Origin of the sequence: Rodentibacter ratti (assembly GCF_002000485.1) — a bacterium.
GTDB classification, from domain to species: domain Bacteria; phylum Pseudomonadota; class Gammaproteobacteria; order Enterobacterales; family Pasteurellaceae; genus Rodentibacter; species Rodentibacter ratti.
The window spans coordinates 237,598-251,060 of record NZ_MLAJ01000002.1 but is presented as its reverse complement, the minus strand read 5'-3'; the positions used below and the strand labels follow the sequence as shown (position 1 = coordinate 251,060).

Genomic DNA, 13,463 nt, shown 5'->3' with positions numbered 1-13,463 from the left:
GGATTAAAAATGGAACAATATAAACGTGATTTTATTGAATTTGCGCTAAGTCGTAATGTGTTGAAATTCGGCGAATTCACCTTAAAATCCGGACGCAAAAGTCCGTATTTTTTCAATGCGGGTTTATTTAACACAGGGGCTGATTTAGCTCGTTTAGGCGGGTTTTATGCTGCCGCTATTCAAGCAAGTGCGGTCGATTTTGACGTTATTTTTGGACCCGCCTATAAAGGTATTCCGATTGGTACGACAGTATCCGTGGCATTATTCGACCGTTATAACATTGATAAACCGGTATGTTTTAACCGTAAAGAAGCTAAAGATCATGGTGAGGGTGGTAATTTAATCGGCAGCCCACTAGAAGGAAAAATCTTGTTAGTCGATGATGTGATTACTGCAGGAACAGCGATTCGTGAATCGATGGAACTTATTCAGTCAAATAATGCTGAATTGGCTGCAGTCTTGATTGCTTTGAATCGTAAAGAACGTGGTCAAGGTGCACTTTCCGCCATTCAAGAAGTTGAACGTGATTATCAATGCCGAGTGTTATCCATCATTGATTTAGATGATTTAATGCAATTTATTGAGCAAGATCCGCAATATCACGATTTTTTACCGACAATGCATGCTTATCGAGTGGAATTTGGGGTATAAAACTTGATAAATCAATCTTTATCTCCATTTTAGAAAAACATCGCAAAATCAACCGCACTTTTAGAGGAAAAGAATGAATTTTATTGGAAAAATTTTAGGTGTGTTTATTGGCTGGAAAATGGGTGGATTTTTTGGCGCAATAGCCGGACTAATTTTAGGTTCTATTGCCGACAAAAAGTTATATGAATTAGGCGCAGTGAATTCGAGTTTTTTCAAACGAAAAACCACGCGCCAAGAACTTTTTATGCAAACGACCTTTGCTGTGTTGGGGCATTTGAATAAAGCTAAAGGGCGAGTGACAGAAGAGGATATTCAAATAGCCAATCAGCTAATGACACAAATGAAGTTGGATGATAACGGTCGTCGCCTTGCTCAAGAAGCGTTTAGACGCGGTAAAGAAGCCGATTTTCCAATTCGCCAGGTTATTCGTGAGTTTCGTATCGGTTGTGGACAACGGGCTGATTTATTGCGGATGTTCTTACATGTGCAAGTGCAAGCGGCGTTCTCTGACTCTCAATTACATGAAGGCGAAAAAGAAGTGCTTTATGTGATTGCGGAAGAACTCGGACTTTCCCGTATGCAATTTGAGCAAATGATTGCGATGGAGATGGCTGCCAGAGCTTTCACACAGGGAGGATTTTATCAGCAATATCAACAAGGTGCATATCAGCAACAAGGCAATTATCAATATCAGCAAAACCACAGCGGATATCAACGCTCTGCTGGCCCGACCTTAAGTGATGCTTATAAAGTGCTGGGTGTTAATGAATCGGATGATCAGAGCACGGTTAAACGGGCTTATCGTCGTTTAATGAATGAGCATCATCCTGATAAACTCGTGGCAAAGGGATTGCCTCCTGAAATGATGGAAATGGCGAAAGAAAAAGCACAACAAATTCAATCAGCTTACGATTTAATTTGCAAATCGAAGGGCTGGAAATAAAACGTGCGTGTTATTCTCGCACCCATGCAAGGCGTACTGGATCCTTTCGTACGCCAGCTTCTTACTGAAATCAACGACTACGATTTGTGTATTACAGAATTCGTCCGTGTAGTTGATCAGCTTCTTCCCAAAAAAGTATTTTACCGTTTATGCCCTGAACTAAAAAATCAGGGATTTACGCCTTCTGGTACAGCTGTGCGAGTTCAGTTACTTGGACAACATCCCGATTATTTAGCTGAAAATGCGATTCGAGCCATTGAGCTCGGTTCTTGTGGCATTGATTTCAATTGTGGTTGCCCTTCTAAAACCGTAAACGGTAGTCATGGCGGTGCGGCATTACTCAAACAACCCGAATTGATTTATCGTGCAACACAGGCTTTACGAAAAGCAGTGCCGACTCCCCATACTGTCAGTGTCAAAGTGCGGTTAGGTTGGGATGATATTTCCCAAGCCATTGAGATTGCTGATGCGGTACAACAAGGTGGTGCGACAGAGATCGCTATCCATGGTCGAACTAAGGCAGACGGATATCGTGCCGATCGTATTAACTGGGAAAAAATTGGTGAAATTCGCGAATATCTTTCCATCCCTGTTATTGCAAATGGTGAAATTTGGCATTGGCAAGACGGACAAAATTGTCTCGCGAAAACAGGTTGCCATGATCTTATGGTGGGTCGGGGGGCATTAAATATACCGAATTTAAGCCATGTTCTAAAATCAAATGCACCGAAAATGCTATGGTCGGATATTCAGACGATGTTACAAAAATATGCCGAAATGGAAAATTTTCATGATTCCGGTTTTTACCATGTCGCACGCATTAAACAGTGGTTACGTTATTTGAATAAAGAATATGATGAAGCCAATATTGTTTTTGAAAAGATAAAAACTTGCCAAACGGCTGAGGATTTAAGACAAAGATTAAATCAAGATATTTGAAATAAAAGTGCGGTCAAATTTGACCGCACTTTTTGTATTTAGAGTTGAATATGTCCATCGTAAATATGGGTGGCATCACCTGTCATATAGAGCGGATGACCTTCGCCTTGCCATTCAATTATAAGGCTTCCCCCCGGTAAATCAACTTGTACGTTGTTATCAAGCAAACCTTGCATTATTCCCACCGCTGCTGCAGCGCAAGCTCCGCTACCACAGGCTTGTGTTTCACCGGCACCACGTTCATAAACACGTAATTTAATATGGTGACGATTGATTACTTGCATAAATCCGACATTAACCCGTTCAGGAAAGCGTTCGTGACTTTCTAATAAAGGACCAAGTTGTTCAACATTTGCTGTTCGAATATCTTCCACTTGTACTACACAATGGGGGTTTCCCATAGAAACTGCACCGCATAACACCGTTTGAATATCTGTGCGTAAGATGTAATTTTTTTCAAATTTATTGGCGATAAAAGGGATTTTTGTCGGTTCCCAGATAGGTTCGCCCATGTTTACACGAATTTGCCCGTTGTCTTTTACGGTTAAAATCATTTTGCCTTTTTGCGTGCTGACAGAAATATCTTTTTTATTGGTTAAACCCTTCAGGGTGACGAAACGTGCAAAACAGCGTGCACCATTACCGCATTGCGATACTTCGCTACCATCGGCATTAAAAATACGGTAATGAAAATCTAAATCGGGATCGTAGGGTGGCTCTACGATCAAAAGTTGATCAAAACCAATACCACGGTGGCGATCTGCAAGGCGTTTAATAGTTTCAGCTGTGAAGTAAACATTTTGTGTAATGGCATCGACCACGACAAAATCATTGCCTAAACCATGCATTTTGGAAAATTGCATTTCCGTTCCTTAGTTCTTTTAAAATGATATTTCGGCATTATAGTAAGCAATGAATTGAATGGCAAACCTGCGAAAAGAGGTGTAAAACAAAAAGTGCGGCTGATTTTGACCGCACTTTATAGGTTAAAACTTACATCCATGCATTGTTACGAATAATGCCAACTGCAATGCCTTCGATTTCAAAATTAGGTTGTTCCGCTAAATTTACGACAATAGGTTGGAATTCTTCGTTTTCAGCATGGAGATAGATAATCGAACCTTTACGTTCAAAACGTTTTACAGTGACTTCATCTTCAATGCGTGCGACAACAACTTGCCCATTTCGTACATCTTTTGTGCTATGCACAGCCAGTAAATCACCATCTAAAATACCAATATCTTTCATGGATTGACCATAAACTTTCAATAAAAAATCTGCTTGTGGTTTGAACATACTGGCATCTACGCTGTAAGTGGCTTCAATATGTTGTTCGGCAAGAATCGGTTCGCCTGCTGCAACTCGACCAATCAATGGTAAACCTTCCATTTCATCGTTAGCGCTATCACTATCACTTAAGATGCGGATACCGCGCGATGCTCCGGCGACAATTTCAATGGCACCTTTGCGGGCGAGTGCTTTTAAATGTTCTTCAGCCGCATTCGGGGATTTAAATCCGAGTTCACGCGAAATTTCTGCACGAGTTGGGGGCATACCGGTAGTTTCTAGGTGCCGCTTTAATAAATCCAGCACTTCCTGTTGTCTATTGGTTAATGGTTTCATATACACTCCTGTTGTTATATACAGATTTTTTGATATTATATACAGAGGGGAGGCTATTGCAACTGTTATTTATATTCTATAGAAAATTTTAAGAAGTGATAAATAGGCTAATGTGGTATCATTGTGGCGATCTGAATAACCAAAAGAGAACCTGATTATGTCGAGTATCGTGAATGCTTACCGTAAATTATTAGAATTTCCATTGTCATTTTTGGTAAAAAATAATCCTATTCCCGCTAATCCTGCCGAAGAACTTCAGCTTAATCTTTCACAACCCATCGTCTATGTTCTGCCTTACACTTCACAAACTGATTTTGTCATTTTTCGCCGTAATTGCTTGAGTTTGGGCTTACCTGATCCGGCAGAAAAAAATGATATACAGGGTGTGATGTTGCCCCGTTATGTGTATTTGGATGAAGGGCGTCGATTTTTTAAATCAAAGGGGGCGAAAGATGAAACCATTCAAGTGTTTAATAAATACTTGGAATTACACCGCACTTTTGAAGATTTAGACGTGCAGCTTGTGCCGGTTTCAGTACTTTGGGGACGTTCTCCTGGGCATGAAGATAAAACGGGCTTGCCTAATTTGCGTTTACTAAATGGTATACAGAAAACCTTTGCGGCAATTTGGTTTGGGCGTGATACTTTTGTCCGTTTTTCTCAAGCGGTTTCATTGCGTTATATGGCAAATATGCATGGTTCCGATGAAAAAATGGCACAAAAATTAGCACGCGTTGCCAAAATGCACTTTGCACGCCAACGCATTTCCGCAACAGGCCCGCGTTTGCCGAATCGTGAAGCGATGTTTAATAAATTATTGCAGTCGGCACCGATTCAAGCCGCAATCGATGATGAAGCAAAAAGCAAAAACATTAGCCGTGAAAAAGCAGAAAAAGAAGCCTACAAAATTTTAGATGAAATTGCGGCGGATGTGAGTCATTCAAGCCTTCGTGCGGCGGATCGTTTCTTGCGTTGGTTATGGAATAAATTGTATTCCGGTATTGATGTACAAAATGCGGATCGTGTCCGTAAACTTGCCCTTGAAGGACACGAAATTGTTTATGTGCCTTGCCACCGTAGCCATATCGATTATTTATTGCTTTCTTATGTACTTTATCATCAAGGGTTAGTACCGCCACATATTGCCGCAGGAATTAATCTGAATTTCTGGCCGGTAGGACGTCTTTTCCGGAGTTGGGGGGCATTTTTTATTCGCCGTACATTCAAAGGAAATCGTCTTTATTCGGCGATTTTCCGTGAATATTTAGCGGAATTATTTCATCGAGGTTACTCTGTGGAATATTTTATTGAAGGTGGGCGTTCCCGTACCGGTCGTTTACTGGCACCCAAAACGGGAATGATGTCGATGACATTGCAAGCACTCCAGCATAATCAGACCAGACCCATTTCCGTGGTGCCGGTATATGTCGGTTATGAACATGTATTGGAGGTAGATACTTACGCCAAGGAATTACGTGGTGCGGCAAAGGAAAAAGAAAATGCCGGTTTAGTGCTCCGTGTGATTAAAAAATTACGTAATTTAGGGCAAGGGTTTGTGAATTTTGGCGAACCCATTACACTATCAAATTACTTGAATCAACATTTTCCGGATTGGAAAGAAAATCATCATGAGGAAAAACCACAATGGTTTAACCATGCAGTGAATGAGGTTTCCAATCAAGTGATGGTAAATATTAACAAAGCAGCTGCAGTTAATGCGATGAATTTAGTCGGAATGGCACTACTTTCTTCCCGTCAGCGTGCGCTTTCCCGCGAGCAATTAGTGGAACAGCTTGACAGTTATCAACAAGTATTACAATACGCTCCTTATTCGGAAGATATGGTGATCCCAAAAGATTCATCTGAAACCATGTTGGAACATGTATTGAGTCTTGATCGTGTAGGCGTACTGGTTGAAAAAGATAATTTTGGCGAGATTGTTCGCCTTGAGCGCACTTCTGCCGTGTTAATGACCTACTATCGCAACAATATTCAACATGCTTTTGTACTCCCTTCTTTAGTCGCAAGCATTGTTCTGCATTATGAAACGATTCAAAAAGACTTATTGTTGGATGCTGTGAGTAAAATTTACCCGTTCTTAAAAGGGGAATTATTCTTGCATTTCAATCAAGACGAGCTAAGAGTACAAATTAGTAAAATCATTGCTGAATTTACCCGTCAGGAAGTGGTTTATTCTAGCGAAAACTTACTTTCAATTAATCGACCAAAAGTGCGTATCTTACAACTTTGGGCTGCCGGAGTGCGGGAAATTTTACAACGCTATTATATTACCGTCACCATTTTGCAAAAAGATCCGCAAATCGCTCGTGCTACACTTGAGAAAGAGAGCCAATTGGTTGCGCAACGTCTTTCAGTGTTACATGGCATTAATGCGCCGGAGTTTTTTGATAAAGCGGTATTCTCTACCTTTATTGCCAGCTTGAAAAACGAAAACTATTTTGATGAACAAGGTAACGGAAATCTTGCTTATTTAGATGAGCTTTCTTCTATCCTCGAACATCTCATTTCAACAGAGATCAGTTTGACAATCAAAGGTACAGTTGAAAAGGCTGAAGAGATGAAATAGCACAAAAGTGCGGTTAGGATTTATGGTATTATCAAGTAAGATTGATAGGTATCGATGAATCAATATCCTTTGTTTCACAGCGTATCAAGGGATATTTTCTATAAAAAAGCGGGCTAAATTACTTAGCTCGCTTTTATATTTTTAACAATAGATTATTTAATCACACCACAGGCCATACGTGCACCGCCACCGCCAAGTGGGGCAGGGTGATCTGAGTGATTATCGCCACCAGCGTGAATCATAATGGAATGGCCACGAACCTCATCTAAGTGTTTAAGACGTGGCGCTAAAACCGGATTGGTTGCTGTACCATCCTGTAATACGGTTAATGCCGGTAAATCCCCTAAATGGGCATCATCTTGCCAAGGATAGCCGTGTTGTTTGGTTTCTTTTGGATCCCAGTGACCACCGGCAGCCAAACCGGCAGTGAGTTTACCGTCTTTTTCTTTTGGCTCACAGCTTGGATTTTGGTGAAGATGGAAACCGTGTAAACCCGCTGTTAAACCTTGTAAGTTTGGAGTGAAAACTAAACCGTAAGCGGATTCAGTGATCGTCACAGTACCTACATCTTTATTACCGTTTGTCGGGTCAAGCTGTTGTACTTTCACTTCAATTGATTTATCGGTTGCTTGTTGTGTATTTGCGATAGCGGATGTGCACACAGCGGTTAATGTTAATGCTAAGAGAGTTTTTAGATTCATATAAGCTCCTTATTTTTGAAAAACTCGGAGTAATTGTAATCAAATTTGAACAATAATTTGACTATTTTTTATAAAAAAAATCATCTCATTGTGAGATTAGTAGAGGATAGGCATGATGTGAAAGTAAAAGTGCGGTCAAAAAAAGCAGAGAATTTTAACCGCACTTGAACGATTAGCGCAAAAATGCCGGGATGTTTTTCTCGTATTCTGCGATTTTGTCTTCGTGTTGAAGGGTTAAACCGATGTTATCTAAGCCGTTTAATAAGCAATGACGGCGGAATTCGTCTAGTTCAAAGTGATAGACTTTCTCGCCTACCGTGACGGTCATGGCTTCCAAATCCACATGAATTTGTTTGCCTTCATTTGCCCATACCCATTGGAAAATTTCTTCCACTTCTTCTTCACTTAAACGAATCGGTAACATATGATTGTTTAAGCTATTGTTATAAAAAATATCTGCAAAACTTGGTGCGATCATCACTTGAAAACCATAATCGGCGAGCGCCCAAGGGGCGTGTTCACGGGAAGATCCGCAACCCAAATTTTTACGGGCAAGTAAAATGGTTGCCCCTTGATATTGTGGAAAATTCAGCACAAATTCCGGATTAGGTTGTGTACCTTCCACATCTAAATAACGCCATTCGTGGAATAAATGTTTCCCAAAGCCTACTCGTGTAATGGCTTGTAAAAATTGTTTTGGAATGATGGCGTCAGTATCCACGTTTGCCGCATCCAAAGGGACGACCAAGCCTGAAAGTTGTTTAAATCCTGCCATTTTAATTTTCCTCTTTAATTCAACGCCACATCACGAATATCAACAAATTTACCGAACATGCCTGCTGCCGCCGCCATTGCCGGACTGACAAGGTGTGTCCGTCCGTTGCGACCTTGGCGACCTTCAAAGTTACGGTTGCTGGTGGAGGCACAACGTTCCCACTCGCCTAAACGGTCGTCATTCATGCCTAAGCACATGGAACATCCCGGATTACGCCATTCTGCGCCTGCTTCGATAAAGATTTTATCTAAGCCTTCTTTTTCCGCTTGTTCTTTTACCAAGCCTGAACCAGGCACCACCAAAATGCGTTTCACGTTATCTGCTTTTTTACGCCCTTTCATCACTGCGGCGGCGGCACGCAAATCTTCAATGCGGGCATTGGTGCAAGAGCCGATAAACACTTGATCTACAGGAATATCTTTCATATCGGTGTTTGGCTCTAAACCAATATACGCAAGAGCTTTTTCTGCGGATGCTTTCGTCACAGGATCTGCCATATCTGTTGGATTTGGCACTAACTGATTGATACCGATGACTTGCCCCGGGTTGGTTCCCCAAGTGACTTGAGGGGCAATATCTTTGGCTTCCAAGGTGACCACTGTGTCAAATTGTGCATCTTCATCGGATTTTAAGGTTTTCCAATATTCCACCGCATCGTCCCAATCTTTACCTTTAGGGGCGTGAGGGCGACCTTTTAAATAGGCAAATGTGGTTTCATCCGGGGCGATTAAACCGGCTTTTGCACCCATTTCGATTGCCATATTGCAGACTGTCATCCGTCCTTCCATCGAAAGATCACGAATCGCTTCACCGCAAAATTCTACAACGTGTCCTGTACCGCCTGCCATGGTAGTTTTACCGATGATAGCAAGGATAATATCTTTTGCGGTAATCCCTGGGGCAACTTTGCCACGGACTTCAATTTTCATACTTTTTGCCCGTGCTTGTTTTAAGGTTTGCGTAGCCAAAACGTGTTCTACTTCAGAGGTACCGATACCGAATGCCAATGCCCCGAAAGCACCGTGGGTGGCAGTGTGGGAATCCCCACAAACAATGGTCATCCCCGGTAGGGTTAAACCTTGCTCCGGCCCCATCACATGTACGATACCTTGTTCTTTTGTTTTCATATCGAACAGCTGAATACCGGTGGCTTGGGTGTTTTTTTCAAGTTCTAATACTTGAATTTTCGCCTGACCTTCTAATTTGTTTACATCACGCACTTGCGTGGAAATGCTGTGATCCATGGTGCCAAAGGTTTTACCCACTTGACGCACATTACGACCTGCTACACGCAAACCGTCAAAGGCCTGTGGTGAAGTCACTTCGTGGATCAAATGACGGTTAATATACAAAATCGGCGTTTCGCCTTCTGCTTCGTACACAATGTGAGAATCAAATAATTTTTGATAAAGTGTTTTTGCCATAATCTTTTTCTCTATTTTATAAGGGGGAAAGTGCGGTTAAAAAAGAAGAAATTTTTGACCGCACTTGTAGGGGGATTGCAAACTATTCCCCTACGATTAAATTGCGTTTGTAATTAATGTGCCCATTTCCGCTGTGGAAACCGGGGCAGAATCATCGGCTAAATCACCGGTGCGATGACCATTTGCTAGGACTTTTTGTATCGCATTTTCAATGGCATCAGCCGCTTCGTTTAAATTGAAACTGTAGCGTAGCATCATTGCAGCTGACAAAATTTGTGCAATAGGGTTGGCGATACCTTTGCCTGCGATATCAGGTGCTGAGCCACCAGCCGGTTCATATAAACCGAAACCTTCCTCATTAAGGCTGGCAGAAGGTAACATTCCCATAGATCCCGTAATCATTGCCGCTTCGTCGGAAATAATATCACCGAAAATATTAGAGCAGAGCAACACATCAAAAGATTCCGGTGCTTTGATTAATTGCATCGTTGCATTGTCGATATACATATTTTCAACGGTGACTTCAGGATAATCTTTAGCGACCTCTGCAACGGTTTCACGCCATAAAATAGAGGATTGCAATACATTGGCTTTATCCACCGAGGTGATATGTTTACGGCGTTTCATTGCCACTTCAAATGCCGCACGGGCAATGCGTTCGATTTCATATTTGTAATACACTTCCGTATCGAATGCGCGCATTTGTGAACCCTCGCCGTCACGACCTTTTGGCTGACCAAAATAAATCCCACCGGTCAGTTCACGTACCACCACCATATCAAAGCCTTTCGCCGCAATATCGGCACGCAATGGGCAGAATTTTTCTAACCCTTTGTAAAGGGTTGCCGGACGAAGGTTGCAGAATAATTTGAAATGTTTACGTAAAGGCAAAAGTGCGCCACGTTCCGGCTGTTGATCCGGGGGGAGATTCGTCCACTTAGGGCCACCTACGGAACCGAATAAAATAGCGTCTGCCTCTTCACAACCTTTTAGGGTTTCCGCTGGTAATGGACTGCCACAGTGATCGATAGCCGCTCCACCCACATAGAATTCATTAAAGTTGAAGTGAACATTGAATTTCTCTTGAATTTTATTGAGGACTTTAATGGCCTCCGCCATCACTTCAGGACCAATTCCGTCACCGGGGAGGACTGCGATGTTGTATGATTTCATTTTGGGTTTTTCCTATTTTTATGTATTGAGTTTCGCCCAATGGGCGACCTACTTTTCTTTGCTTGTGCAAAGCAAAGTAGGCAAAAGAAACACACCCCAGTTAAATTGCTGATTTTTGCTTGGTTTAAATTTTCTTGACGGCAATTTTCTGAACTCGCCGCAAGCGGCTCAAACAAACGAAAATTGCCTAAAAATTGAAAGTCGCAAAGGCAATTTATATGGGGCCCCGAATTTATCGGAGCGTTATTTTAAAAGTGCGGTTGATTTTAAGTTTGTTTTTCTACCGCACGTTATTCATAGAAAGAACAAAATGGGTTCCCTTCTTTGCCGCCTTTGTGTAATTGAATTTGTAGGAAATTTTCGTTTGTTTGAGCGTAGCGAGTTCAGAAAATTTCCGTTAAGCAAATTCAATGGAACAAAGGATTAAGGCAAAGCAGGGTTGCCTTTCTTTTGGTGACTTTTCTTTGGCAAAGCAAAGACAAAATCTGCAAGATTTTGAACGTTGGCTCTGCCAACGGTACGAAGTGCAAGCGTAGCGTAGTAAAAGTCACTCGCCCGTCAGGGCGAAACCTGAACGGGATTAAGCCCCGACAGCTTTATGATGTTTAATATCCGCCACTCTATGCGCTCGATAAATCGCATTAATCGCATGCACCAACGCCAACGCGGAGGATTCCACAATATCAGTTGCCAAACCGACACCGTGGAATTTTCTGCCTTCGTGTTCTACCACAATATCCACTTGACCTAAGGCTTCTGCGCCTTCGCCTTTGGCGGTGAGGTTATAGTGGGACATTTTGATGTCTAAGCCTGTTAAGGTCAAAATGGCGTTATAGACAGCGTCCACCGGGCCATTTCCACCAATAGAGGAGGTGCTTAATTTTTCGCCGTCTAATTGTAGTTGAACAAAGGCGGTAGCCGGGTATTCTTTGGTGGAATGAGCTGAAAGTTTATCCAATACCAAACGATCCTCATCACCTTGTTGCATATCAATAAAGGCTAAGGCTTCCAAATCGTAATCAAACACTTGTCCTTTTTTGTCTGCCAATTTCAAGAAGGCATCATATAATTTATCCAAATCATAATCTTGCTCGGTGTAACCCATATCCGCCATATGACCTTTCACTGCGGCACGGCCGGAACGGGCGGTGAGGTTTAATTTTTCTTTTTTCAACCCAATAGTTTCCGGCGACATAATTTCGTAGGTATTTTTGTTTTTCAGCATTCCGTCTTGGTGGATACCGGAGGAGTGAGCAAAGGCGTTAGAGCCTACAATGGCTTTATTCGGCTGAATCGGCATATTGCAAAGCTGGCTCACCATTTGACTAACCCGATGGATTTCTTGCGTGTTAATACGGGTATCCACACCAAACAATTCCTGACGGGTTTTAATTGCCATCACTACTTCTTCAAGGGCGGTATTACCGGCACGTTCACCGATGCCGTTAATGGTACATTCAATTTGACGTGCTCCATTTTGTACCGCGGTTAAGGAATTGGCAGTTGCCATACCCAAGTCGTTATGGCAATGCACGGAAATCACCGCTTTGTCGATATTCGGCACACGGTTACGCACTTGGGCGATAATGTTGCCATATTCCGTTGGTAAACAATAGCCTACGGTATCGGGAATATTGACCGTGGTTGCCCCGGCGTTGATTGCCGCCTCGACAATACGGCAAATGTTATCAATGCCGGTACGCCCAGCATCTTCGCAGGAAAATTCCACATCATCCGTATAATTGCGTGCACGTTTTACTGCTGCAACGGCCATTTCTACCACATCATCAAAAGTGCGTTTTAATTTTGCTTCCACGTGCAAAGCAGAACTGGCGATAAACGTGTGGATACGAAATGCCTCCGCCACTTTTAAGGCTTCGTAGGCGGCGTCAATATCTTTATCAACAGCACGGGACAGAGCAGCCACGCGTGAATGTTTAATATGACGGGCGATGGTTTGCACCGATTCAAAATCCCCCTGAGAGGATACCGGAAACCCCACTTCCATCACATCGACACCTAAGCGTTCCAATGCCAAGGCAATCTGTAATTTTTCTTTTACGGTCAAGCTTGCTTTCAAGGCTTGTTCGCCGTCACGCAAGGTGGTATCAAAAATAATGACGCGCTCTGTCATAACAATATCCTTCTAAAATCACTCCGAAAGTGCGGTTGTTTTTTGCAAAATTTTTTAAACAAAAACCCGCAATTCTATGAAGTGCGGGTTGATTAAAAAGAGGATTTACATTTAATTGTTTTTCATCCACAACCTAGCCGCACAAAGAATGTGTGAGCAGCAGGTTGAGAGATAAAGAAACAGAAGAAAACATAAAAATCCTATGAAAATTCGTTGTAAAACATTTGCTATGTTACGAATAAATAAAAAACTGTCAAATGCTTTTTTAGTGTTTTATCTCTGTTATTGTGCTGTTAACCATTGTTGAATAGTTTAATTATCTTTTTATCTTTGCTTTATTGGAATAATATCCTTTGTTTTTTGGGTTGAAACCTATTTTTCTCCTACCTTTTATTTGTTTTTAAGAGTGTAAGAAAATCATCAAATTTTCTTTATTTTTACGATCTTTCTCGCAAAAGTGCGGTGAAAAACTCGCAACTTTTTTTAGTTTCTTGAACAATTTGCCTTTCATTG

The 13,463-nt window shown here is 41.9% G+C and carries 11 protein-coding genes; 4 read left to right on the top strand and 7 right to left on the bottom strand.

All coding sequences use genetic code 11. The features are described from left to right. Window positions 1–9 precede the first annotated feature (9 nt). From pyrE to dusC, 3 genes are all read left to right on the top strand, one after another. Complete coding sequence (gene pyrE, locus BKG94_RS02030; protein WP_077433715.1) at window positions 10–651, top strand: orotate phosphoribosyltransferase; 642 nt, start codon at window positions 10–12, stop codon at window positions 649–651. Between the two features lie 73 nt (window positions 652–724). Then, window positions 725–1,594 (top strand): co-chaperone DjlA, encoded by an 870-nt coding sequence (gene djlA / locus BKG94_RS02025; protein WP_077433713.1) that lies wholly within the window; start codon window positions 725–727, stop codon window positions 1,592–1,594. Window positions 1,595–1,597: 3 nt separating this feature from the next. Continuing rightward, a complete protein-coding gene (gene dusC, locus BKG94_RS02020; RefSeq protein ID WP_077433711.1) occupies window positions 1,598–2,533 on the top strand; it encodes a tRNA dihydrouridine(16) synthase DusC in 936 nt (311 codons plus the stop codon). A 38-nt stretch (window positions 2,534–2,571) separates the two neighbouring features. On the opposite strand, the gene dapF is transcribed toward dusC, so the two are convergent. Together dapF and lexA are read right to left on the bottom strand one after the other, a co-directional pair. Further along, window positions 2,572–3,396: a diaminopimelate epimerase gene (dapF, locus tag BKG94_RS02015; protein WP_077433709.1), complete on the bottom strand. Its 825-nt coding sequence runs from the start codon at window positions 3,394–3,396 to the stop codon at window positions 2,572–2,574. A gap of 130 nt (window positions 3,397–3,526) precedes the next feature. Next, window positions 3,527–4,156 carry a transcriptional repressor LexA gene (gene lexA / locus BKG94_RS02010; RefSeq protein ID WP_077433707.1) on the bottom strand — a complete coding sequence of 210 codons (630 nt, stop codon included), beginning with the start codon at window positions 4,154–4,156 and terminating at the stop codon, window positions 3,527–3,529. 157 nt (window positions 4,157–4,313) lie between these two features. On the opposite strand from lexA, the gene plsB reads away from it, so the two are divergent. Beyond that, entirely contained in the window at window positions 4,314–6,743 is a 2,430-nt protein-coding gene (gene plsB / locus BKG94_RS02005) for a glycerol-3-phosphate 1-O-acyltransferase PlsB (RefSeq protein WP_077433705.1), read from the top strand. A gap of 152 nt (window positions 6,744–6,895) precedes the next feature. On the opposite strand, the gene sodC is transcribed toward plsB, so the two are convergent. From sodC to leuA, 5 genes are all read right to left on the bottom strand, one after another. Then, entirely contained in the window at window positions 6,896–7,444 is a 549-nt protein-coding gene (gene sodC, locus BKG94_RS02000) for a superoxide dismutase family protein (RefSeq protein ID WP_077433703.1), read from the bottom strand. A 172-nt stretch (window positions 7,445–7,616) separates the two neighbouring features. After that, on the bottom strand, window positions 7,617–8,219 hold the full coding sequence (gene leuD, locus BKG94_RS01995) for a 3-isopropylmalate dehydratase small subunit (RefSeq protein ID WP_077433701.1): 603 nt from the start codon (window positions 8,217–8,219) through the stop codon (window positions 7,617–7,619). A gap of 14 nt (window positions 8,220–8,233) precedes the next feature. Continuing rightward, window positions 8,234–9,643 carry a 3-isopropylmalate dehydratase large subunit gene (gene leuC / locus BKG94_RS01990; protein ID WP_077433699.1) on the bottom strand — a complete coding sequence of 470 codons (1,410 nt, stop codon included), beginning with the start codon at window positions 9,641–9,643 and terminating at the stop codon, window positions 8,234–8,236. A gap of 96 nt (window positions 9,644–9,739) precedes the next feature. Next, entirely contained in the window at window positions 9,740–10,816 is a 1,077-nt protein-coding gene (gene leuB, locus BKG94_RS01985) for a 3-isopropylmalate dehydrogenase (protein WP_077433697.1), read from the bottom strand. A 580-nt stretch (window positions 10,817–11,396) separates the two neighbouring features. After that, a complete protein-coding gene (leuA, locus tag BKG94_RS01970; protein WP_077433695.1) occupies window positions 11,397–12,950 on the bottom strand; it encodes a 2-isopropylmalate synthase in 1,554 nt (517 codons plus the stop codon). Window positions 12,951–13,463: the final 513 nt, after the last annotated feature.